Annotated in this window: 23 protein-coding genes; 20 read left to right on the forward strand and 3 right to left on the reverse strand. The window is 71.4% G+C overall.

Annotation, left to right across the window (positions count from 1 at the left end):
• Positions 1 to 108 precede the first annotated feature (108 nt).
• From pdxH to AC6JBM_RS46620, 13 genes are all read left to right on the forward strand, one after another.
• Entirely contained in the window at positions 109 to 726 is a 618-nt protein-coding gene (gene pdxH / locus AC6JBM_RS46560; RefSeq protein WP_497980056.1) for a pyridoxamine 5'-phosphate oxidase, read from the forward strand.
• A complete protein-coding gene (locus tag AC6JBM_RS46565; RefSeq protein ID WP_497980057.1) occupies positions 723 to 2,036 on the forward strand; it encodes an MFS transporter in 1,314 nt (437 codons plus the stop codon). The genes pdxH and AC6JBM_RS46565 overlap by 4 nt, the downstream gene beginning before the upstream one ends.
• 16 nt (positions 2,037 to 2,052) lie before the next feature.
• On the forward strand, positions 2,053 to 2,988 hold the full coding sequence (locus AC6JBM_RS46570) for an aldose 1-epimerase family protein (RefSeq protein ID WP_497980058.1): 936 nt from the start codon (positions 2,053 to 2,055) through the stop codon (positions 2,986 to 2,988).
• Between the two features lie 9 nt (positions 2,989 to 2,997).
• Positions 2,998 to 3,615 (forward strand): nitroreductase family protein, encoded by a 618-nt coding sequence (locus AC6JBM_RS46575; protein WP_497980059.1) that lies wholly within the window; start codon positions 2,998 to 3,000, stop codon positions 3,613 to 3,615.
• Positions 3,616 to 3,672: 57 nt separating this feature from the next.
• Complete coding sequence (locus AC6JBM_RS46580; protein WP_350619071.1) at positions 3,673 to 3,963, forward strand: type II toxin-antitoxin system VapB family antitoxin; 291 nt, start codon at positions 3,673 to 3,675, stop codon at positions 3,961 to 3,963.
• Between the two features lie 16 nt (positions 3,964 to 3,979).
• The gene (locus AC6JBM_RS46585) at positions 3,980 to 5,155 is read left to right on the forward strand and encodes an acyl-CoA dehydrogenase family protein (RefSeq protein WP_497980060.1); all 1,176 of its coding nucleotides are present in this window, start codon (positions 3,980 to 3,982) and stop codon (positions 5,153 to 5,155) included.
• A gap of 75 nt (positions 5,156 to 5,230) precedes the next feature.
• Positions 5,231 to 6,019, forward strand: coding sequence for a DUF4230 domain-containing protein (locus AC6JBM_RS46590; protein ID WP_497980061.1), 789 nt, complete (start codon positions 5,231 to 5,233; stop codon positions 6,017 to 6,019).
• A gap of 160 nt (positions 6,020 to 6,179) precedes the next feature.
• The gene (locus AC6JBM_RS46595; RefSeq protein ID WP_433081048.1) at positions 6,180 to 7,502 is read left to right on the forward strand and encodes an ABC transporter ATP-binding protein; all 1,323 of its coding nucleotides are present in this window, start codon (positions 6,180 to 6,182) and stop codon (positions 7,500 to 7,502) included.
• Positions 7,503 to 7,529: 27 nt separating this feature from the next.
• Positions 7,530 to 8,498 carry a hypothetical protein gene (locus tag AC6JBM_RS46600; RefSeq protein WP_497980062.1) on the forward strand — a complete coding sequence of 323 codons (969 nt, stop codon included), beginning with the start codon at positions 7,530 to 7,532 and terminating at the stop codon, positions 8,496 to 8,498.
• 34 nt (positions 8,499 to 8,532) lie between these two features.
• A complete protein-coding gene (locus AC6JBM_RS46605; RefSeq protein WP_350619081.1) occupies positions 8,533 to 8,997 on the forward strand; it encodes a DUF4442 domain-containing protein in 465 nt (154 codons plus the stop codon).
• A 97-nt stretch (positions 8,998 to 9,094) separates the two neighbouring features.
• On the forward strand, positions 9,095 to 10,573 hold the full coding sequence (locus tag AC6JBM_RS46610; RefSeq protein ID WP_497980063.1) for a glycoside hydrolase family 3 protein: 1,479 nt from the start codon (positions 9,095 to 9,097) through the stop codon (positions 10,571 to 10,573).
• Positions 10,574 to 10,760: 187 nt separating this feature from the next.
• Positions 10,761 to 11,492: an LppX_LprAFG lipoprotein gene (locus AC6JBM_RS46615; RefSeq protein ID WP_497980064.1), complete on the forward strand. Its 732-nt coding sequence runs from the start codon at positions 10,761 to 10,763 to the stop codon at positions 11,490 to 11,492.
• Positions 11,493 to 12,130: 638 nt separating this feature from the next.
• Positions 12,131 to 13,600 (forward strand): MFS transporter, encoded by a 1,470-nt coding sequence (locus tag AC6JBM_RS46620; RefSeq protein WP_497980065.1) that lies wholly within the window; start codon positions 12,131 to 12,133, stop codon positions 13,598 to 13,600.
• Here AC6JBM_RS46620 and AC6JBM_RS46625 read toward each other — a convergent pair.
• A complete protein-coding gene (locus AC6JBM_RS46625) occupies positions 13,597 to 13,983 on the reverse strand; it encodes a DUF6401 family natural product biosynthesis protein (RefSeq protein ID WP_350619089.1) in 387 nt (128 codons plus the stop codon). The genes AC6JBM_RS46620 and AC6JBM_RS46625 overlap by 4 nt on opposite strands.
• Before the next feature lie 312 nt (positions 13,984 to 14,295).
• The gene (locus tag AC6JBM_RS46630) at positions 14,296 to 14,496 is read right to left on the reverse strand and encodes a PspC domain-containing protein (RefSeq protein ID WP_350619091.1); all 201 of its coding nucleotides are present in this window, start codon (positions 14,494 to 14,496) and stop codon (positions 14,296 to 14,298) included.
• A 228-nt stretch (positions 14,497 to 14,724) separates the two neighbouring features.
• Between AC6JBM_RS46630 and AC6JBM_RS46635 the strand changes: the two genes are divergently transcribed.
• The 3 genes from AC6JBM_RS46635 (at position 14,725) to AC6JBM_RS46645 (ending at position 17,293) form a co-directional block, all read left to right on the forward strand.
• Complete coding sequence (locus AC6JBM_RS46635; protein ID WP_497980066.1) at positions 14,725 to 15,420, forward strand: CAP domain-containing protein; 696 nt, start codon at positions 14,725 to 14,727, stop codon at positions 15,418 to 15,420.
• Positions 15,421 to 15,548: 128 nt separating this feature from the next.
• Positions 15,549 to 16,067: a hypothetical protein gene (locus AC6JBM_RS46640; RefSeq protein WP_497980067.1), complete on the forward strand. Its 519-nt coding sequence runs from the start codon at positions 15,549 to 15,551 to the stop codon at positions 16,065 to 16,067.
• A 35-nt stretch (positions 16,068 to 16,102) separates the two neighbouring features.
• Positions 16,103 to 17,293: an esterase-like activity of phytase family protein gene (locus tag AC6JBM_RS46645; RefSeq protein WP_497980068.1), complete on the forward strand. Its 1,191-nt coding sequence runs from the start codon at positions 16,103 to 16,105 to the stop codon at positions 17,291 to 17,293.
• Positions 17,294 to 17,330: 37 nt separating this feature from the next.
• On the opposite strand, the gene AC6JBM_RS46650 is transcribed toward AC6JBM_RS46645, so the two are convergent.
• The gene (locus AC6JBM_RS46650) at positions 17,331 to 17,651 is read right to left on the reverse strand and encodes a DUF6401 family natural product biosynthesis protein (RefSeq protein WP_350619099.1); all 321 of its coding nucleotides are present in this window, start codon (positions 17,649 to 17,651) and stop codon (positions 17,331 to 17,333) included.
• A 126-nt stretch (positions 17,652 to 17,777) separates the two neighbouring features.
• On the opposite strand from AC6JBM_RS46650, the gene AC6JBM_RS46655 reads away from it, so the two are divergent.
• The 4 genes from AC6JBM_RS46655 to AC6JBM_RS46670 all read left to right on the forward strand — a co-directional run bounded on the left by AC6JBM_RS46655 (position 17,778) and on the right by AC6JBM_RS46670 (position 22,950).
• A complete protein-coding gene (locus AC6JBM_RS46655) occupies positions 17,778 to 18,248 on the forward strand; it encodes a DUF6328 family protein (protein ID WP_497980069.1) in 471 nt (156 codons plus the stop codon).
• Positions 18,249 to 18,328: 80 nt separating this feature from the next.
• Positions 18,329 to 20,872 carry a glycoside hydrolase family 9 protein gene (locus AC6JBM_RS46660; RefSeq protein ID WP_497980070.1) on the forward strand — a complete coding sequence of 848 codons (2,544 nt, stop codon included), beginning with the start codon at positions 18,329 to 18,331 and terminating at the stop codon, positions 20,870 to 20,872.
• Positions 20,873 to 20,944: 72 nt separating this feature from the next.
• Positions 20,945 to 21,796, forward strand: coding sequence for a spermidine synthase (locus AC6JBM_RS46665; RefSeq protein WP_497980071.1), 852 nt, complete (start codon positions 20,945 to 20,947; stop codon positions 21,794 to 21,796).
• A 68-nt stretch (positions 21,797 to 21,864) separates the two neighbouring features.
• Complete coding sequence (locus tag AC6JBM_RS46670) at positions 21,865 to 22,950, forward strand: branched-chain amino acid aminotransferase (RefSeq protein WP_497980072.1); 1,086 nt, start codon at positions 21,865 to 21,867, stop codon at positions 22,948 to 22,950.
• Positions 22,951 to 22,999: the final 49 nt, after the last annotated feature.

Raw genomic sequence — 22,999 nt, forward strand, 5'->3', positions numbered from 1 at the left:
GAACGGTGGCTCAGATGTGTCCTACATGACACATCTTCACGCAAATTCGATCTCCGGAGGAAGGATGTGAGCGTGAGACCCAGCACATCACCGCAAGATTTGTCGCGCATGCGCACGGAGTACTCCGGCGAGCTGGATGAGGAGACACTCGCCGCGACCTGGTTCGACCAGTTCGCCACCTGGTTCGCCGACGCCGTCGAGGCCGGCCTTCCGGAGCCCAACGCGATGCTGCTGGCCACCGCCTCCGCCGAGGGCCGGCCGTCCGCGCGCACCGTGCTGCTCAAGGGATACGACCGGCGCGGATTCACGTTCTTCACGAACTACGAATCGCACAAGGGGCACGATCTCACCGGGAACCCGAGGGCCACGCTCGTCTTTCCGTGGTACCACCTCCACCGGCAGGTCATCGTGAGCGGAACGGTGACGAAGGTGCCGCGCGAGGAGACCGAGGAGTACTTCGCGGTGCGCCCCCGCGGCGCCCAGCTCGGCGCCTGGGCGAGCCCGCAGTCGACGGTCATCGGCGCCCGGGCCGACCTCGAGCGCTGGCTCGCGGCGGCCCAGGAGCGCTTCGGCGACGGGCCGATCGAGGCGCCGCCGCACTGGGGCGGGTTCCGGGTCGCGCCGGACGAGGTCGAGTTCTGGCAGGGCCGGGGCAGCCGGCTGCACGACCGGCTGCGGTTCGTCATCGCGGAGGGTGCCACCAAGGTCGAGCGGCTCGCGCCGTGACCGCGGTCGAGGACGAGCAGCAGCAGGGGGAGCCGCAGGGCTGGCTGCGGCGGCACGCGATCGACGTGCGGCCGCTGCGCCACGGGCCGTACCGCCGCATCTTCGTTGGCAACGCGGTCAGCTTCTTCGGCGTGCAGTTCACCGCGGTCGCCGTGCCGGTGCAGGTCTACGCCATCACGAAGTCCGCGCTCTGGGTCGGCGTGGCCAGCTTCGTCGGCCTCGTCCCGCTCATCGTGTTCTCGATCTGGGGCGGCGCCATCGCGGACGCGTACGACCGCCGCAAGGTGCTGGTGGCCAGCTCCGTGCTGATGTGGCTCACGACGCTCGGACTGCTCGCCCAGGCCGTGCTGCACCTGGACAACGCGTGGCTGATGCTCGGGCTCATCGCCGCCCAGTCGGCCGCGTTCGGCATCAACAGCCCGGTGCGCCAGGCCATCATCCCGTCGCTGGTCGGCCCGGAGGAGGTGGCCTCGGCCAACACGCTGGGCTTCACCGTGTCCAACGTGGCCGCGATCGGCGGCCCGGTGGGCGCCGGGGTGGTGATCGCCGCGTTCGACTTCTCGGCCGCCTACGCCGTCGACGCGGTGCTGTTCACCGTCGTGCTGTGGGCCGCCCTGCGCCTGCCCGCCCTCCCGCCGACCGGCGAGCGACACAGTCAGGCGACACAGGCCTCGTCGGTGGAGGCGCAGTCGGCCCGCGGCGGCTCCGCCGGATTGCGGGACATCGGGGTCGGGCTGCGCTTCCTGGCCGGGCACCGGCTGATCCTGCTCACCTTCGCCATCGACATCGCGGCGATGGTGCTGGCCATGCCCAAGGCGCTGTTCCCGGTCGTCGCCGACCAGCGCTTCGGGGAATCGTCCCTGGGCTGGCTGTACTCCTCGATCGCCATCGGCGCCGTGCTGGCCGGGCTCACCTCGGGCTGGATCAACCGGGTGCACCGCCGCGGCATCGCGCTCGTCGGGGCCGTGGTCGGCTGGGGGCTCGCGGTCGCGGCGGCCGGCGCGGTCCCGTGGCTGTGGGCGTGTGTAGCTTTCATGGCGCTGGCCGGTGCCGCGGACATGATCAGCGGGGTGTACCGCCAGACCGTGCTCCTCAGCGCGCCCGACGCGATGCGCGGGCGGCTGCAGGGCGTCTTCTTCGCCGTGGTCGCCGGAGGCCCACGTCTGGGTGACCTTCGGGCCGGCTCGGTGGCCGACGTGACGGGCGCGACATTCTCGTGGGTCGCGGGTGGGATCGCCGCCGCTGTGGTGGCGGTGCTGCTCGGAGCGGCATTCCCGGTGCTCCTCCGCTACACCGACACGTCTTCGTGACGATATTGTCACGCTCATGGAAACCGCCGCCGCAGCGCAGCTGCAGCACGCCCCCTCGGGTACACAGTGGACGATCCGCTCCGGCGGCCAGGAGGCCGTCATCGTCGAGGTTGGCGGTGGCGTACGCACCTTCACCTCGAACGGGCGCGAGGTCGTCTCCGGCTACGAGGAGCACGAGCGCGCCGTCGGCTCCGCCGGGCAGGTGCTGGCCCCCTGGCCGAACCGGATCCGCGACGGGCAGTTCGCCTTCGAGGGCGAGCACCAGCAGCTGCCGCTGACCGAGCCGGAGCGGCACAACGCCATCCACGGCCTCGTGAACTGGGCCCGCTGGGCCGCCGTGGACGTGGCCGAGGACCGCATCACCGTCGAGCACGACCTGGTGCCCCAGCCCGGCTACGGATGGCCGCTTCGGCTGCGCACCACCTGGTCGGTCGGCGAGGGCGGGCTGCGCGCCGAGCACGAGGTCACCAATACCGGCGACCGGGCGGCCCCGTTCGGGCTCGCCACGCACCCGTACGTCCTCGTCCCGGGCGTGCCCGTGGACGAGCTGACCCTCCGCGTGCCGGCCCGCAGCCGCCTGCTCGTCGACGCGCGGCTGCTGCCGATCGGCGCGGCCCGGGTGGCGGGCACCGAGTACGACTTCGTGGACGGCCGCCGGCTCGGCGCCACGGTGCTCGACACGGCCTTCGGCGACGTGGACGCGGCGGCCGACGGCGGCTCGCAGGTCGACGTCACCGCGCCCGACGGCCGCGGCGTGACCGTCTGGGCCGACGCCGCCTTCTCGTGGTGGCAGGTGTACTCCTCCGACACGCTGCCCGCCGACCGGCTGCGCAAGGCCCTGGCGATCGAGCCCATGACCTGCCCGCCCGACGCGTTCCGCTCCGGCCGCGACGTCGTCGTGCTGGAGCCGGGTTCGACCTGGCGTGGGAGCTGGGGGATCCGCGCGATCTAGGCTTCAGGCATGGAGCTCTCCGAGGTGATCCGCCGGCGGCGGATGGTGCGCAATTACGACCCCGACCGTCCGGTCCCGGCGGAGATCGTCGAGCGGCTGCTGGGGTATGCGGTGCACGCCCCGTCGGCGGGCTTCTCCCAGGGCTGGGAGTTCCTGCTGCTCGACACCCCCGCGGACGTCGAGCGGTTCTGGACCGCCACCACGCCCGATGAGCACCTGCCGACGGGCTGGATGGAGGGCATGACCAAGGCGCCCGTCATCGTCGTGCCGCTGAGCCACCGGGACGCCTACCTCGACCGCTACGCCCAGCCGGACAAGGGCTGGACGGACCGGGACGAGGCCCGGTGGCCGGTGCCGTACTGGCACATCGACACCGGGATGGCGAGCCTGCTGGTGCTGCTCGGCGCGGTGGACGAGGGGCTGGGCTCGTGCTTCTTCGGCATCACGCCGGATCGGATCCCGCAGTTCCGGGCCGAGTTCGGCGTCCCGGAGGCATACACGCCGATCGGGGCCATGACGCTCGGGTACCGCGCGCCCGACACGCGCTCGGCGTCGCTCAAGCGGGGCCGGCGGGAGTCACCGAGTGTTACGCACCACGGGAATTGGGGTAACCAGGCAGGCTCGTGACGCGGTTTCTGTCGCACCCAGTCGGTACCCTGGCACGGTCAGGGGGGTGACGCGTTCATGATCTTCAAGGCGGTCCGTGAGGGTCGGCCGTATCCGGAGCATGGGCTCACACTGAAGCAGTGGTCCGAGATCCCGCCGCGCCCGGTGCGGCTTGACCAGCTCATCACCACCAAGCGGGAGCTGGCGCTCGACCACCTGCTCGCCGAGGACTCGACGTTCTACGGCGACCTGTTCCCGCACGTGGTGCAGTGGGAGGGCGCGCTCTACCTGGAGGACGGCCTGCACCGCGCGCTGCGGGCCGCCTTGCAGCAGAGGACATCGATCCACGCACGGGTTTTGCAGGCTTAGTGCATATTCTGGGGGCGTGACGACGACGCCGGCGCGCCCCCTCGACCTGCTCGACATCGACGGACTGCACTCCGAGGAGGAGCTGGCGATCCGGGCGCTCGTGCGCCGGGTGGTCGACGATCACGTCCGGCCCAACGCGGCCGAGTGGTACGAGCGCGGCGAGGTGCCCGTCCGCGACCTGGCCAAGGAGCTGGCCGGGGTGGGGCTGCTCGGCATGCACCTGGAGGGCTACGGGTGCGCCGGTGCCAGCGCCGTGGCCTACGGGCTGGCGTGCCTGGAGCTCGAGGCCGGCGACTCGGGCGTGCGCAGCCTCGTGTCGGTGCAGGGGTCGCTGGCGATGTTCGCGATCTGGAAGTACGGGTCCGAGGAGCAGAAGTCCGAGTGGCTGCCCCGGATGGCGGCCGGCGACGCGATCGGGTGCTTCGGGCTGACCGAGCCCGACCACGGCTCCGACCCGGCCTCGATGACCACCCGGGCCCGGCGCGACGGCGACGACTGGGTGCTCAGCGGCGGCAAGATGTGGATCACCAACGCGCCTGTCGCGGACGTGGCCGTCGTGTGGGCGCGCACCGACGACGGGGTGTGCGGCTTCGCGGTACCGACGGACACCCCCGGATTCAGCGCGCGGGTCGTGCACCACAAGCTCTCGCTGCGGGCCTCCTGCACCGGGCAGATCTTCCTCGACGAGGTCCGGCTGCCCGCCTCGGCCCAGCTGCCGCTCGCGCGCGGGCTGAAGGCGCCGCTGTCCTGCCTGACCGAGGCGCGCTACGGCATTGTGTGGGGCGCGCTCGGGGCCGCGCGGGACAGCCTGCACACCGCGCTGGACTACGCCGGCGCCCGCGAGCAGTTCGGCCGGCCGATCGCCGGGTTCCAGCTGACCCAGGCCAAGTTCGCCGACGCGGCGGTGGAACTGCAGAAGGGGTACCTGCTCGCCCTGCACCTCGGCCGGCTCGCCGACGCCGGGCGGCTGCGGCCCGAGCAGGTCAGTGTGGGCAAGCTGAACAACGTGCGGGAGGCGCTCGGCATCGCCCGCCAGTGCCGCACGATCCTCGGCGCCAACGGCATCAGCGCGGAGTACCCGATCATGCGCCACGCCGCGAATCTGGAGACGGTGCTCACGTACGAGGGAACTTCGGAGATCCATCAGCTGGTCATCGGGCAGCGCCTCACCGGGCTCGCCGCGTTCGCCTGAGATCGATTCGCGGCGCTTTACCGATCCCCTTACCGTTAGCGGTAGGTAGATCCTCCGCACCCGGGAGCCGTCAGCATGGCCGACAACGAAGAGTCGAAGACCTCCGAATATCCCGAGGTTGCATCGGGCCCCGGGAGCCGTCTGGAGATCGGCGACCGGCTCGACCCGCGCGACGACCGCAGGCCCGCCGACCCGCCCCAGCCGGTGATCGTCAAGCAGGGCGGCGGCGCGATGCGCGGGCTGTTCTGGCTCGTGGCCGCGATCGGTCTCGTCGTCGCGCTCGTGCTCGGCGCGAAGACCATCGGGCTGTTCCCCGGCCTGAAGAACCCCTTCGCGCAGGAGCAGACCGACCGCTCCGGCCCCGCGCTGCTGAAGTCCGTGCAGGACCTCAACCAGTTCGTCGCGGCCGAGGGGAACTTTCAGGTCATCGTCGACGTGCAGAAGGACCGCAAGTACATCCCGGACTTTCTGCTCAACGAGCGCATTCTGTTCGTCGCGGCCGGCTCGGTCGAGGTCTACGTCGACTTCTCCAGCATCGGCCAGGGCGCGGTGAAGGAGTCCGAGGACCGTCGCACGGCCGAGATCAACCTGCCCGCCCCGCAGCTGCGGCCGGTCCGGATCGACAACGACCACAGCTACGTCTACCAGGAGGAACGCGGGGTCTTCAACCGCATCGGCGACGCCTTCAGTTCGGACCCGAACCGTCTGCAGGAGGTCTACAAGCTCGCCGAGCAGAAGATCGGCGACGCCGCCAAGGATGCTGGCCTGCAGAAACGCGCCGAGGACAACACGCGCAAGATGCTGCAGCAGTTCCTGGGCGCCCTGGGATACTCATCGGTAACGGTGAACTTCCCGGCGGGGTGATCCCGGCACCCACCAGGAAAATTTCGCGACAGTAGTTGCGCGGTAACGCCTTGAACACTGGTCATTTACCCGATGGACCAACTTGCGTGCCCCTCATCACAGTATTTGACTCGGGGTAACTGGCCGAACCGCGAATTGCTGACCTGGGGTGGAGGTGACGGTGGCTACCGTCGCACTCAAAGATGTTATGAAGGTCTTCGCCGACGGCACGGTTGCCGTCGACCGAGTGAACCTGGACGTGGGACAGGGCGAGTTCATGGTGCTCCTCGGTCCCAGCGGCTGCGGGAAGTCGACGCTGCTGCGCATGGTGGCCGGGCTGGAGGACCCCACCTCCGGCGCGATCATCATGGACGGGGAACTGGCCAACGACCTGCCGCCGCGGGAGCGCGGGGTCGCGATGGTCTTCCAGGACTTCGCCCTCTACCCGCACATGACGGTCGGCGAGAACATCGGCTTCCCGCTGCGGTTGTCCGGCATCGAGCCCGAGCCGCGGGCGGAGCAGGTCGCGGAGGTGGCCAGCGCGCTGGGCATCGGCGACGTGCTCGCGCGCAAGCCCGGCCAGCTCTCCGGTGGTCAGCGGCAGCGGGTCGCGATGGGGCGGGCCATCGTGCGGCGGCCGAAGCTGTTCCTCATGGACGAGCCGCTGTCGAACCTGGACAGCGGCCTGCGCGCCGAGCTGCGGGCCGAGATCTCGGGTCTGGTGCGGGAGCTCGGCGTCACGACGATCTACGTCACGCACGACCAGGCCGAGGCGCTGACCATGGCCGACCGGGTGGCGATCCTGCGCAAGGGCGTCCTGCAGGACGTGGGCACCCCGACGCAGGTGTACGGCCGCCCGGCGACCCTCTACGTGGCCGCCTTCCTCGGCAGCCCGCGCATGAACCTGCTCGAGGCCGAGGTCTACGTGCACCTCGACCGCCACATCGCCCTGCACATGGGCGACCAGGTGCTGCACCTGCCGTGGAACGACCTGCGCTCGCGCCAGGTCGCGCACTTCCACGGCGAGCGCATCGTCATCGGGGTGCGGGCGGAGGCGTTGACCCCGGTGCCGGACTCGACCACGGGTGACGTGCTGCGGGGCCGCATCCGCTATCTCGAGCACCACGGCCACGAGTCGCTGGCGTTCCTCGACATCGGCGCGACCGCCGTGATCGTCGACGAGATCGGCAAGCCGCCGACCGACATCCCGATCAACGGTGGCGGGCTGCGCCGGTTCGTCAGCAAGATCACCGGGCGCGGCGGCGAGGACGAGCTCGTCGGGGCTGGCGTCAACGGCCGCGGCGGCACCCAGCGCCGGCCGCAGAACCGCGAGAGCGTGCTGAGCGACCCGGGCCGGCACCACCGGCGCCCGGCCGAGCTCGCCGTGCGCCTGGCGCCCTACCCGAATGTGACGCACGGTCATCCATTGACCGTCGCTGTGCGCATGGAAGCTCTGCACTTTTTCGACGAAAGGGGACAGCGCATCGACGTGGGGTGGCGCTGAGTGACTGGCATCACATAGCCTGCGCCGATGGCAGCCTATGGCGAATCCAGTTCCGGCTTGCTCATCATCGAGCGCATCCTGCGCGACCGCGAGGGCATCTGGCGGCAGATCGGTGAGGAGCGCGAGCTCGGCAAGCTGACCCGGCAGATGCTGTACAGCTCCGTAGTAGCCCTGGCCTGCTACGGAGCCGTGCTTGGGGCGTCCCACAGCGTCGCGATGGCGGCGATCTCGGCGGTGAAGCTGCCGCTGCTGTTCCTCATGACGCTGGCGATCTGCCTGCCCACGCTGTACCTGTTCAACCTGGTCTTCGGCGCCCGGCTCCAGGTGAAGCAGGCATTGTCGCTCGTCATGGTCACGATCACCGTGACGTCGGTGCTCTCGCTCGCATTCGCACCGATCAGCCTGTTCTTCCTCATCACCGCGTTCAGCTACGACTTCTACAAGATCCTGAACGTCGGCATCCTCACCATGACCGCGTTCGTCGGCCTGCGGTTCCTGACCAGCGGCATGCGGTCGCTCAACGAGCACACCGCGGCCCTGGCCGAGGCCCGGCGCCGGGAGGAGGAGCGCGAAGAGGCCGCCCTGGCCGCGCTCGCCGCCCCGGCTGAGGCTTCGACCGAGGAGGCCGAAGCCGAGGTCGTCACCCCGGTGTCCGCCGTTCCCGCGCCACCCGAGCCTCAGCCCCAGCCTCAGCCCAATGGTCTCGTTGCGACGATCGTGGAGCCGCCCGAGCTCCTGCCGCTGGCGCCGGGCGTGCGGCAGATCCATCACCTTCCGCAACCGCGACCGGTCGAGCAGCTGGCGCCGGGGGAGCGGCCGGCCAGCATGACCCTGCTCAACGTGTGGATCCTGCTGTTCGGCTTCGTGGGCACGCAGCTGGCCTGGACGCTGCGGCCGTTCTTCGGCTCGCCGGACGAGCCGTTCCAGATCTTCCGTCAGATCGAGGGCAACTTCTACGTCGAGATCGTGCGGGCCGTCGGTCGGCTGTTCTCCTGATCCCGCTGTTGCTACCCGCCGGTAACATCGCGGCATGACCCTGGACTCGAAGACGCTCGGCGAGAACCTCATCGCGGCCGTACCGTTCGCGCGCACCCTCGGCATCGAGATCACCGATCTGGATGCCGAGGGTGACGTCGTCCGGGCGGTCGCGACGCTCCCGGACGAGGAGCGCCTGCACAACCACGTGGCCGGCCCGCACGCCGGGGCCCTGTTCGCGCTCGGGGAGACGGCCTCGGGCGCCGTGGTGATGGCCGCGTTCGGCCCGCACCTGCACCTGGGCACGCCGCTGGCGGTGCGCTCGGACATCGCGTACGCGAAGCTGGCCCGCGGCCCGGTCGCCGCCACGGCCACGCTGGGCCGCCCGGTGTCGGAGGTCATCGATGAGTTGCAGGCCGGCGGGCGCCCCGAGTTCCCGGTTTCCATCGAGGTCACCCGGGCTGACGGCGCCGTCACGACGACCATGACGGTGGTCTGGACCATCCGCCCGCACGGGTGATTCCGGACTGGGAAGAGCCTGTTAACTACTGGAAGGTTTCTTGACTATTACCGAGCCGTGATGTGACCATTTTCGCCAAGCGAAAGGGTGGTCACGCATGGACGCACGCACGGGGGTCGAACTCGGAAGCATGGCGGACGCCGTGCTCCAGCCCGGGTTCGTCGGCAAAGAGCCGCCGCCGTGGCTTCGTCGCCGCCTCGCCGAAGGGCTGGGCGGCGTCGCGCTGTTCGCCCGCAACGTGGTCGACCGCGACCAGGTCGCCGAGCTGACCGCGGCCCTGCGTGCCGAGAAGCCGGACGTCATCGTCGCCATCGACGAGGAGGCCGGCGATGTCACCCGGCTCGATGCGCACACCGGCAGCCCCTGGCCCGGCAACCTCGCGCTCGGCGCGATCGACGACCCGGCCCTGACCCGCGAGGTGGCCGGCCACATCGGGCGCGATCTCGCCGCGGCCGGCATCACCTTCGACTACGCGCCCGACGCCGACGTCAACAACGACCCGAACAACCCGGTCATCGGCTCGCGCGCGTTCGGCGCCGAGCCCGAGCGCGTGGCCCGGCACACCGCGGCCTGGATCACCGGGTTGCAGGAGGCCGGCGTCGCGGCCTGTGCCAAGCACTTTCCGGGCCACGGGAACACCAACGTCGACTCCCATCTGGACGTACCGCTGATCAAGGCCGGCCGCGCCGACCTCGAGGCCGTCGAGCTGATTCCGTTCCGCGCCGCCATCGCCGCGGGCGTGCAGGCGGTGATGAGTGCGCATCTGCGAGTACCGTCGCTGGATCCCGACCTCCCGGCGACCCTCAGCCGCAAGATCATGACGGACCTGCTCCGCGGCGAGCTCGGCTTCGACGGCCTCATCGTCACCGACGGCATCGAGATGCGCGCCATCTCCGACCGGTACGGCCTGGCCAACGCCACCGTGCTCGCGCTCGCGGCCGGCGCCGACGCCATCTGCGTCGGCGGGGAGCACGCGGACGAGGAGACCGCGACCATGCTGCGCGACGCGATCGTCGCCGCGGTCCGCTCCGGCGAGCTCGCCGAGGAGCGACTCGCCGACGCCGCCGCGCGGGTCGCCCGCCTGGCCGCCTGGTCGCTCGCGGTCCCGAAGGTCGCCCCGGACCCGCGCGCGGCCGCCGTGGGCCTGTCCGCGGCCCGGCGCGCGCTGCGCATCTCGGCCCCGGAGGCGACGTTCCCGCTCGCCGCCGCGCCGTACGTCATCGAGTTCCAGCCCCAGCTCAACCTCGCCATCGCCCCCGAGACGCCCTGGGGCCTGCTCGCGCCGCTGGCGGAGCTGGTGCCGGCCACGACGGGCACGCGGCTGTCGTCGTCGGCGGGCCTGCCCGACGCCCTCGAGGCGTCCTGCGGGCGGCCGCTCGTGCTGGTCGCGCGGGACCCGCACCGCTACGAGTGGATGACGGAATCCTTGAAGGGCGCGTTATCGGTACGTCCTGACGCCGTCGTCGTCGAGATGGGCGTCCCGGCCTCGCCGCTGGGCGACGTGCACATCGCGACCTTCGGCGCGACGGCCGCGGCCGGCCGTGCCGTGGCCGAGCTCCTCGCCGGCCGCCCCTGATCGCCGCGCCGGCCGCGGCTCTTCGGCGGTCTCGTCACGTCCTCGCGCTCTTCGGCGGTCTCGGCGCTTCAACGGTGTCGCGTCTTCGTCGGCGCCATCGGGTTCGTGACCTGGACCGCGGGCCGGCCTGAGAGGGCGCTCAGCGGCGCTCACCGAGTTGTTACCGGGGCCGGTCTAGCATGCCGGTATGTCCCGCACCCAGTCCCGCCCCGGTCTGCTCGTTGCCGGCATCGCCGCGCTGACGGCCACGCTCGTCGCGCTCTCCGGCTGCTCCTCCGACGACAAGAAGAGCTCGGCCCCCTCGGCCGACCCGAACCTGCCGGCGGCCGACGGGCTGCTCAAGGACTCCTCGACCGCGATGGGCGCGATCAAGAGCGCCAAGTTCCTCATCGCCGCCGACGGCACGATCGCGGGCATCGCCCTCAAGCGCGCCGAGGGCGTGCTGACCAAGGAGGGCAACGCCCAGGGCACCGCGCAGATCGAGCAGATGGGCGCGGCGACCGACCTGAACTTCACGATCGTGGGCCAGACGATGTACCTCAAGGGCCCGACCGGCGACTACCAGCAGATCCCGCTCGCCCTGGCCGCGTCCGTCTACGACCCGTCGGCGATCCTCGATCCTGAGCGCGGCATCGCCAAGGTGCTGAGCACCGCGACCGACGGCAAGACGGAGGCCTCGGAGAACGTCGACGGCCAGGCGACCTACCGCGTGAGCGCCAAGTTCCCGGCCGAGAACCTCTCCAAGATCGTGCCCGGCGTGACCGGCGCGGCGCCGGGCCGGGTGTGGATCGCCAAGGACAACAAGCGACTGCTGAAGGCCGCGTTCGATCTTCCGGCCGTCGGTGACGCGAAGGGCGGCACGGTGACGGTGACCTTCACCGAGTTCGACGCCGCCGTGACGATCACGCCGCCGAAGTAGGCCGCGCCCGATGCCGTTCGCCGACCGCCCCGCGCCGCGGCTCACCGTCGACTCGTGCGGCGGGGATATGTCGGGCGCTTCGCGCCACGACATATCCGACATTTCCGTATTGCCGGTGCGAGCCGGACTTCGCGCTGGTCGGGGGCGTGCGCCTTCGCTTGCCGGCGGTGGGACGCGGTTCGCTTCCGTTGGGGGTCGGCGGTGAGCGAGGCGTGACCGCGGCCGGTGAGGAGCGGGCGGTCGACGCGGTTGGCGCCGTCGGCGGTGGCGGCGACAGTGCGAGCGCGGCCGACGGGAGCGGGGGTGCGGCTTCTGGCGGCGGCGTGAGCGCAACCGGCGGCGGAGCGGATGCGACTGACGGCTTTGCAGATGCGACTGGTGGCGGCGTGAGTGCGGCAGGTGGTGGCGTGAGTGCGGCAGGTGGTGGCGGCGTGGGTGCGGCGGGTGGTGGCGGCGTGGGCGCGGCAGGTGGTGGCGTGAGTGCGGCGGGTGGTGGCGGCGTGGGCGCGGCAGGTGGTGGCGTGGGTGCGACTTCTGGCGGCGGAGTGGGCTCGGCTCCAGGCGGTGGAGTGGGTGCGGCTGCCGGTGGCGGGGTTCGGGTTCGGCGGGGGCTGGCGATCGGGGTCGGCGGGGCGACGGTGTTGCTCGCGGCCTTGGACGCGTACGTGGTCGTGGGGGTGCTGACCGACATCCTCGACGCGCTGCACATCGCGACCAACCGGCTCGAACGCGTGACGCCCGTGGTGACCGGGTTCCTGCTCGGGTACATCGCCGGGATGCCCCTGCTCGGGTCGCTCTCGGATCGGCTCGGGCGGCGGGCGGTGATCGTCGGGTGCCTGGCCGGGTTCGCGGGCGGGTCGGTGCTCACCGCGGCCTCCGGGGACTCCATCTGGCTGCTCACCGCCGGGCGCACCGTGCAGGGCCTGGCCGGCGGCGCGCTGCTGCCGGTCACCCTCGCGCTGGCCGGGGACCTCTGGGCCGAACGGCGCCGGGCCGGTGTGCTCGGGGCGGTCGGGGCGGCTCAGGAGCTCGGGAGCGTGCTCGGGCCGCTGTACGGGGTCGGGGTCGCCGCCCTCTTCGGGTCGTGGCGGGGGATCTTCTGGCTCAACCTCCCGCTCGCGGCGGTCGCGATCGCGCTCGTGTGGGTGGCGCTGCCGGGGCGGGCTCAGGGGGTACCGAAGCGGAAAACCGATGTTGTGGGTGGACTGCTGCTGGCCCTGACGCTCGGTGCCGCGGTGGTGGGCCTCTACAACCCGGATCCCGAGCGCGCGGTGCTGCCGCCCTGGGGCGGGTGGGCGCTGACCGGCGCCGGGGTCGGGGCGCTGCTGTTCGTGGCGTGGGAGGCGCGGGCCCGCACGCGCCTGGTCGACCTGCGCGGGGCGCTGCGGCGGCCGTTCTTCGCGGCGCTGGGGGCCAGCTTCTGCGCGGGGGCGGCGCTGATGGTGACGCTGGTCGACGTGGAGCTGGTGGCGCAGACGCTGCTCGGGCGGAGCGGGGTGCAGGGGACGCTGGTGCTGACCAGGTTCCTGATCGCCCTGCCGGTCGGCGCCGTGCTGGGCGGATGGCTGGTGTCGCGCGCGGGCGAGCGGGTCGTCGCGGTGGCGGGGCTGGTGGTGGCCGCGGCCGGGTACGTGCTCGTGGCCGGCTGGCCCGCGAACATCCTCGACGTGCGATATCTCGGGCTGCTGCCCCGGCTCGACACCGACCTCGTGATCGCCGGCTTCGGGCTCGGCCTCGTGATCGGCCCGCTGTCGGCCGCGGTGCTGCGCGCCACGCCGTCGGCGCAGCACGGGGTGGCGTCGTCGGCGGTGGTCGTGGCGCGGATGATGGGCATGCTGATCGGCGTCGCGGGGCTCACTGCCTGGGGGCTGCACCGCTTCCACGAACTCACGGCGCACCTGAACTTTCCGCTGGTGTTCGGCAAGTCGCCGGACGAGCAGCGTCGGCTGCTGGATGCCTACAAGGAGGCGTTGCAGGGGGCGCTTCGGACGGAGTACCGCGAAATTTTCATCGCCACCGCCGTCATCTGCGTCCTGGGTGCCCTGTGCGCGCTGCTGCTGCCGGGGCGCGCGCGGGCGGCCGAAAGCCAGCGGACGGCCGAAAGCTAGACGAAGCCGCCCGCGCGGGCGAGCGAGCAGATCGCGAGCAGGCGCAGGGCGGGCCACTCCAGGGCCGACCAGTCGAGCTCGCTCGTCGGCGGCAGCTGCCACTGGGCCTCGATGAGGGCATCGCGCACGCCGGTGGCGTAGCCCGCGAGCGGGACGGCGCCGGGGCCGTGCTCGGGGTCGCCGAGGGCGTCGCGTACGGCGGCGGCGTGCTGGTCGATCGTCGCCTGCAGGCCCGCGGACTCGCGCGCCGCGGCCAGGCCGGCCTCGCCGAGCCAGGTCATGAGGCCGTTGAGCGTCGAGCGGGCGACGCTGCGCCGGGTGGCCTCGGCGTAGTCCCCGAAGGCGTCCGGGCCGGCTGCGGTGTAGCTCGTGTCGTTGGACATGCCACCGACTTCGGCCGTCGCGGAGCCGGCTGAACCGCCGGACCCGCCCCGCACCCCGCGCGACCCGGCCCGCTCCCAAACGCCGCGACACGCCGGTTTGCCGCGCAGGATGAATTACCGCAAATCGCCCTCATCGCCGAGAACGGGCGGTGACAAACCCGAAGATAGGTCATATTCGGACCTATGCCCCGGCGGGCGAAAAATCCGATAAGTCGTGCGAGCCCCGTCTGCGGTAGAGAAGGGCGCGAACGGGTGGGGGTCCGGGCCGCACCCCGGACCCCCACCCCGCCTGTGGTGCGGAGAGGAGCGAGCTCAGTTGTAGCTGCGGGCCTTGGACTCGTCCGGCATCAGCACCCACAGCACGAGGTAGATCACGAACTGCGGGCCGGGCAGCAGGCACGAGATGACGAAGATCAGCCGCATGATGTTGGGCGAGATGCCGAAGCGGCGGGCAAGGCCCGAGCAGACGCCGGCGATCCAACGGTTGTCACGGGGCCTGACGAGACTGGACATAACCTCGCTCCTTCGTCGATGTGTACCTCAACCGTAGAAATGCCCGGCCACCTCGCCCTCCAACCTTTGACCGAAATCGCGCGCCCCTCCCACTAGGGAATGCTCCGCACGGGTAGCCGGTCGGTTGCCGCGCGTTGCCTGTCGGTTGACCAGCTCAGGCCGGGTGTGACGGGCCCGATACCCAGTGCGTCCGACCTCACCTGTTCCCGAATGGAAGGCCTACGTACAGTGACCCGGTTCGCCCGCCGCGCCACCACCATCGCCGCCGCCCTCATCGCGGCGCCGCTCGGCTTCGCGCTCGTCACGACCACCGGACCACAGGCCCTCGCGGCCGGCGCGCCCGTCTCGGCCGGTGTCGCGCACGTCGTCGAGGCTGTGGGTGCGCAGGCCGCGGACGACGCGGCCGCCAAGACCTCCTACACGTCGAAGAAGAAAAAGAAGAAGAAGTCGGCCGCGAAGAAGACGCCCACCAAGACGCCGACGACCACACCGACGAAGCCGGCCACGCCGGTGACGACCACGCCGACCACGGGGCAGTACGCCGCGATGGAGAACGAGGTCGTGACGCTCACGAACAACTACCGCCAGGCCAACGGCTGCGGGGCGCTGCGCATCGACGCGCGCCTGGTCACGGCCGCGCGGGCGCACAGCACCGACATGGTGACGAAGAACTACTTCGACCACACCGGCTCGGACGGCAGCAACTTCGTGCAGCGTGAGGCGGCCGCCGGCTACACCACCGGGGCCTCGGCCGAGAACATCGCGTGGGGCTACCGCACGGCCCAGGACGTGGTCACGGGTTGGATCAACAGCCCCGGTCACCGGGCCAACATCCTCAACTGCCAGAGCGTCGCGGTCGGCGTCGGCCTGGCCTACAAGACCGACGGCACCCCGTACTGGACGCAGGACTTCGGCCGCGTCTGAGAAGCCGCGTCTGAGAAGCCGCGTCTGAGAAGCCGCGTCTGAGAAGCCGCGTCCGAGAAGCCGAGTCTGAGAAACAGCCGAACCCGCGAGCCTGGAAACCGGGGTCGCCGAGCGGGTAGAAAGCACGAGTGACCCTCACCGTTCGCAGAGCGCTGCTGCTGGCGGGCACCATGCTGGTGCTCGCCGGCTGCGGCGAGGACAAGGCGGCCGCCCCGCCCGAGGCGAAGTCCAACGCGGGCGCCTACGACCACATCGACGTGTGCTCGCTCGCCGGCGATGAGCAGTACAAGGCCGCGCTCGGCGAGAGCCCCGCCGGCAAGGAGCGCCGCGACACCGACAGCCTCAAGGCGTGTGCCGTCGACGGCTCGTCCGGTGCGTTCTACATCTTCCTGAGCGTGATGCGCCCGTCGATGGCCGCGGCCGAGCAGGTCGACTTCGACAAGGCCGCCGCCAAGGACGCCAAGGGCGTGGACGCGACGACGTTCTCGTTCTTCGATGACAGCCAGGCGTACGTCGAGACGTACGACGGCGACCTGGTGCTGCGCGCGTCGTTCGTCTACTACGTCGACAGCGGCAAGATCACCGATGGCCCGGGCATCGTCGACCGCCTACATACGCTGCTCGGGCAGATGACACAGAAAGTCTAGGAGCGGTTCACCGTGCCTGCTTAGCGTCCGGGCGCATGAAGAATCTTCGACGCGTCGGTCTCGGCGTGGGCGTCGGCGTGCTGGCGCTTTCCCTGACGGCGCCGAGTGCCGCCGCTCACGAAGGTCATGAAGGCCGGGCCACCCTCACCGGCTGGGCGATGCTGCCGGCGGCGACGTTCGTCTCCGCGAGCGACCCGTCCGGCGCGCTGCTGGGCGGCACCCCGTCCAACGGCATCACCCCGCCCTTCGACGACCAGCCCGTTCAGGGCTTCAGCGGCATCCTCAAGAACGGCGACGGCACGTTCGACGTCATCTCCGACAACGGCTACGGCAACAAGGCCAACAGCGGCGACTTCGTGCTGCGCATCCACCGCGTCGCGCCGGACTACGGCAAGAAGACGGTGGACGTGGTCGGCGGCATCAACCTGACCGACCCGAACAACTTCGTGCCCTTCGCGCTGACCCGCAAGGACCGGGTGCTCACCGGCGCCGACTTCGACATCGAGTCGATCCAGCGGGTCAAGGACGGCTCGTACTGGATCGGCGACGAGTTCGGCCCGTACCTGCTGCACTTCGACCGGGCCGGGCGCCTGCTGCAGGCCCCGATCTCGCTGCCGGGCGTGCGCGCGCCGGAGAACCCCGAGGGCAACCCGAACCTGGGCAGCAGCAAGGGCTTCGAGGGCATGGCGCTGTCGCCGGACGGGCGCACGCTCTACCCGCTGCTGGAGGGCACGGTCGCCGGCGACCCGGCCGGCAGCCTGCGGTTCAACGAGTTCGACGTGGCCCGGCAGAAGTACACCGGCAAGGTCTGGACCTACCAGCTGGAGGACCCGAGCAACTCGATCGGCGACGCGATCGCCGTCGACGACGACCGGTTCCTCATCATCGAGCGCGACCAGGGCCAGGGCGCCACGGCCAAGCTCAAGCGGATCTACCTGGCCGACAAGCGCGACCGCAACCGCGACGGCAAGATGGACAAGAAGCTGGTCGCGGACCTCATGAACATCGCCGACCCGCGCCACCTGTTCGGCCCGGCCGACGTGTTCACCTTCCCGTTCCAGACCATCGAGGACGTCGTGATCCTCGATGACCGCACGCTGGGCGTGGTGAACGACAACAACTTCCCGTTCTCCAGCGGCCGCACCCCGGGTCAGCCGGACAACGACGAGTTCATCACCATCCGCCTGGCCGACGACCTGCACGCCGACAAGCGCATCCTCAAGTAGCGCGACCGCCGCGGTGTGCGGCCTCGGGCCGGGAAGGTCACGGAACGAGGCTGCACACCGCGAGCAGGCGCAGCATCGCCCACGACGGGCGCGACCAGTCCTCGAGCGGGTCTCCGGCATCCCGGGCCGCGTCGCGGATCGCCGCCGAGTAGCCGGCCAGCGCGACCGGGTCGAGCAGCGCCCCGCCGAGCGAGTCGCGGATCGCGGCCGCGTGCTGGTCGACCCGGGCGAGCAGGTCGGGGCGCTCGGTGACCGCCGCCCGGCCGGGGCGGCCGATGGTGGCGGCGAGCTCGGCGAGGCCGGCGCGCGCGATCCACGCGCGGCGTCCGGCGGTCAGCTCATCGAAGGGGGCACTCACGTCGCGACGATAAGCCGAGCGTGCGCGGTTGCACAGCCCCGACATGGCCGCACGCGTGCGGCACCGGCGCAGGACGAGCCAAACCGCCAGGTTCGTCCGGTTGTTCCGGTGGGTAATTGGACCCGCATGGCCGATCGCGAGGAGCCGAGGGACCGGCGCGGGGAGACGCGGGACGAGCGGTTCGACCGGAATTGGACGGAACTGCTCCAGGAGCTGCGCGTCGCGCAGACCGGCGTGCAGATCCTCTTCGCGTTCCTGCTGACGCTGCCGTTCAACCAGCGATTCGCCGAGGTGACCCCGGGACAGAAGGCCACCTACATCGTCACGATCCTGTGCACCGGCCTCGCCACGCTGTTCCTCATCGCGCCGGTGAGTCACCATCGCATTCTCTTCCGCCGGGGCCGCAAGGGACAACTGGTGGCGACGAGCAGCAATCTCGCCGGCGTCGGATTGTTGTTTCTGTGGCTTTCGATCGTCGGCGCGATTTTCCTGATCTTTCAGGTGGTCGTCGGAATGTCCTGGGCCGTCGGCGTGAGCGCCGCGTTCGCTGCAGCTTTCATCGGGATCTGGTACATCCTGCCCACTGTGAAGCGTTGAAGCGCTTCACATCTTGACAGCCCCGCCGTGCTGCGACACCTTGGGAACGCTCCCACATCTTTTCCGCCAAAGGGGTGTCCGTGCAGCGCAAATTACCCATCGCCATTGCGGCGGCTTTGCTGGTCGTCCCGCTGAGTGCCTCCGTGGCCCACGCCGATCCAGCGGAACAGGTCATCAACGGAACCTTCGACAACGGCACCGACCCGTGGTGGTGGACCGGCAACTCGCCGGCCTCGGTCATTGACGGGCGACTCTGCGCGAACATTCCCGCGGGCACCACCAACCCGTGGGACGCCATCATCGGGCAGAACGCGATCACCCTGCAGGCCGGCGAGTCGTACCGGCTCGCCTTCTCGGCCAGCGCGTCCGTCCCCGTCACCGTGCGCGCGAACGTGCAGCTCGCGGACCCGCCGTACACCCAGGAGATCTCCGAGGCCCCGCAGCTCACACCGCAGCCGCAGGACTTCAGCTACACCTTCACCGCGGCCGCCGACACCACCGGCGGGCAGGTCGCGTTCCAGGTCGGCGGCAGCGCGTCGGCCTACCAGTTCTGCGTCGACAACGTCTCGCTGCAGGGAGGGGCACCGCCGCCCGTGTACGTGCCGGACACCGGCCCGCGGGTGCGGGTCAACCAGGTCGGGTATCTCGCCAACGGCCCGAAGCAGGCCACCGTCGTGACCGAGGCCACCGCGGCCCTGCCCTGGCAGCTGCGCAACGCGGCCGGCACCGTCGTCGCCAGCGGGAACACGACCCCGCGCGGCCTCGACGCCACGAGCGGGCAGAACGTGCAGACGGCCGACTTCTCGCAGTACAAGACCCAGGGGAAGGGATTCACGCTCACCGCCGACGGCGAGACCAGCGTGCCCTTCGACATCGGCGCGAACGCCTCCTACGAGCAGCTGCGCGCCGACGCCCTGTCCTGGTTCTACGTGCAGCGCAGCGGCATCGAGATCTCCGACGCGATCGCGCCCGGATACGGCCGCAAGGCCGGGCACCTCGGGGTGGGGCCGAACCAGGGCGACACCGACGTGCCGTGCCAGACGGGCGTGTGCGACTACCGGCTGGACGTGCGCGGCGGCTGGTACGACGCCGGCGACCACGGCAAGTACGTGGTCAACGGGGGCATCGCGGTGTACCAGCTGATGAGCACCTTCGAGCGCTCGAAGGTCGCGTCCAGCGCCAAGCCGCAGGACCTCGCTGACGGCTCGCTGCGCCTGCCGGAGCACGGCAACCAGGTGCCCGACGTGCTCGACGAGGCCCGCTGGGAGCTCGAGTTCCTGCTCCGCATGCAGGTGCCCGCGGGTCAGCCGCTGGCCGGCATGGTGCACCACAAGGTGCACGACCAGAACTGGACCGGCCTGCCGCTCGACCCGGCCGCCGACCCGCAGCCGCGCGAGCTGCACCCGCCGTCGACCGCGGCGACGCTGAACCTCGCGGCCACGGCGGCGCAGGGCGCCCGGCTCTTCGCGCCGTACGACAAGGCGTTCGCGGCCAGGCTGCTCGCGGCCTCCAAGGCGGCGTACGCGGCGGCGGTGGCCCATCCGGCCGTCTACGCGCCCGGCAGCGACAGCAACGGCGGTGGCGCGTACGACGACAGCGACGTCACCGACGAGTTCTACTGGGCGGCCGCCGAGCTCTACATCAGCACGGGCGAGAAGGTGTACCGCGACGCGGTCACGAGCTCGAAGTGGCACACCGCGGACGTCTTCAAGCCCGAGGGCTTCAGCTGGGGCTTCACCGCGGCGCTGGGCCGGCTCGACCTGGCGACCGTCCCCAACGGGCTGCCGGACCGCGACCGGGTGCGCCAGTCCGTGGTGAACGGCGCGAAGGGGTACCTCGCGACCGTGCGCGCCAACCCGTACGGCATCGCGTACGCGCCGAGCTCCGGCAAGTACGAGTGGGGCTCCAACAGCGCCGTGCTCAACAACCTCGTCGTCATCGCGACCGCCTACGACCTGACCGGGTCGGCGGACTTCCGTGACGGGGTCGCGACCGGCATGGACTACCTGCTCGGGCGCAACGCGCTCAACCAGTCCTACGTCACCGGCTACGGCGAGCGCGCGTCACAGAACCAGCACACGCGCATCTTCGCGCACCAGCTCAACGCGGCGCTGCCGCACCCGCCGGCGGGCTCCCTCGCGGGTGGCCCGAACTCCAACCTGCAGGACCCGCTCGCGCAGAAGCTCCTGCCCGGCTGCGCGCCGCAGTTCTGCTACGTCGACGACATCAACTCGTACTCCACCAACGAGATCGCGATCAACTGGAACTCGACGCTGTCGTGGGTGGCCTCGTTCATGGCCGACCAGGGCGAGGGCGGCGCGCCGGCGGCGTCGGGGTGCTCGGTGCGGTACAGCACCGTGCTGAACCTCGGCGGCGTCTACATCGCGCAGGCCACGATCAGCAACACCGGCCGGCAGACGCTGAACGACGTGCGGGTGCGCTTCGCCTACACCGGCACGCAGAAGGTCGAGCTGGCCGTGAACGGCACGGCGAAGCAGACCGCCGCGGATGTCGAGCTGGCGCCGCGGGACTCGCGGCTGAAGCCGGGCCAGCAGACCACGGTCCTGCTCGTCGGGACCGTGCCGTGGGGGCCGAACGCGGCCCCGGCGACATTCCGCTGCTGACGGACGCCGGCGACGGCCCCCTGCCCGCGTCCCGAAAGGGCGGCGGGCAGGGGGCCAAGGCAAGATTGCCGGGTGGGCGGGCGGAAGCGCGAGACGGGGATCGTGGAGCAGGTCGACGGCGGCGTCGCGGAGCTGTGCCCCGACGACGGCCGCCCCGGGCGATGGACGCTGCTGCTGGACGGCTACCCCCAGTCCGCCCTGGATCTCGAGGATCCGCGGCGGCTCGATTTCGAGTACATGCGCCGGATCGCCTCCGTCATCGACGCGATGGCCCCGGCCGGTGCCCGGCTGTCGGTGCTGCACCTGGGCGGCGGGGCGCTGACCCTGCCGCGGTACGTGGCGGCGACCCGGCCCGGCTCGGCCCAGCGCGTGGTCGAGCGCGACGCGGCGCTCATCGACTTCGTCCGCCGCGAGCTGCCGCTGCCCCGCGGCGCCGACATCCGGGTCCGCGCGGCCGACGCGCGGGAGGCGGTCGAGTCGCTCGCGCCGGGCCGCTTCGACCTGGTCATCGCCGACGTCTACGGCGGGGCGCGGGTGCCCGCGCACCTGGCGTCGCTGGAGTTCCTGACCGCGGCCGCGCGGCTGCTGCGCCCGGACGGGGTGTACGTGGCCAACCTGGCCGACGGCTCCGGGCTCGCCTTCGCCCGCGGCCAGGCGGCCACGCTGCGGCGGGTGTACGGCGAGGTGCTCCTGCTCGCCGAGCCGGCGGTGCTGCGCGGGCGCCGCTTCGGCAACGTGATCCTGGCGGCCGCGGCCTCGCCCGGGCGCATCCCGGCGGCGACGCTGGCCCGGGCCGGCGCGGCGGACCCGTTCCCGGTCCGGCTCGTGGCCGGCGACGACCTGACCGACCTGATCGCGGGCGCCCGCGTGGTGACCGACGCGACCGCGACCCCCTCGCCCCCGCCCCCGGCCAATCTCTTCTGAGTGGTTGTTACCGACCAGTCCCCGGGATGGAGCTTAGGGATCGTTCAGGATCCGAATACAGTTCCGGAATGTTCGAATTCGACATCGTCCCGGCCGAGCGCCGCCCGGCCGCCGAGCGCGCGGCCCTGCTCGCCGATCCCGGGTTCGGCCGTGTCTTCACCGACCACATGGTCACGATCCGGTATGCCGAGGGCGAGGGGTGGCGGGACGCCCGTCTGATCCCGTTCGGGCCGCTCTCGCTCAGCCCGGCCACCGCGGCGCTGCACTACGGCCAGGAGCTGTTCGAGGGGCTGAAGGCGTACGTGCTGCCGGACGGCGGCATCGGGCTGTTCCGCCCCGAGGCCAACGCGCGCCGGCTGAACGCGACCGCCGACCGCCTGGCGATGCCGGCGCTGCCGGAGGAGCTGTTCCTCAAGGCGGTCCGGACCCTGGTCGAGGCGGACCGGGACTGGGTGCCGGCGGGCGAGGGGCAGAGCCTCTACCTGCGCCCGTTCATGATCGCCATGGACCCGTTCCTGGGGGTCCGGCCGTCGTCGGAGTACCTCTTCGCGGTGATCGCCTCCCCGTCGGGCGCGTACTTCTCCGGCGGCGCCAAGCCCGTCACCGTCTGGATCTCGCAGGACTACTCGCGGGCCGCGCCGGGCGGGACGGGCCACGTGAAGGCCGCCGCCAACTACGCCGTGAGCCTGCGCGCCCAGGCCCAGGCCCAGGACGCGGGCTGCGACCAGACGGTGTTCCTCGACGCGGTCGAGCACCGCTGGATCGAGGAGTCGGGCAGCATGAACCTCTTCTTCGTCTACGGCTCGGCCGAGGCCCCGGTCCTGGTGACCCCGCCGCTGAACGGCTCGATCCTGCCCGGCGTGACCCGCGACTCGGTCCTCACGCTCGCCCGGCACCGCGGCTGGGCCGTGCGGGAGCGGCCGTACTCGGTCGACGAGTGGCGCACGGACGCCTCGAACGGCTCGCTGCTGGAGACGTTCGCGTGCGGCACCGGGGTGGTCATCACCTCGATCGGCCGGGCCCGCTCGCACGACGGCGAGTTCGCGATCGGCGGCGGCGCGGAGGGCCCGGTCACGGCCCAGATCCGCGACCGTCTCGTCGGCATCCAGCGCGGCCGCGCCGAGGACCCGTTCGGCTGGTCGGTCCGCATCTGACGCGAACGCTCCCGGCCGGCCGCGGTCAGGCACGCCCGCAGCCAGGCAC

Source organism: Dactylosporangium thailandense, assembly GCF_059739745.1.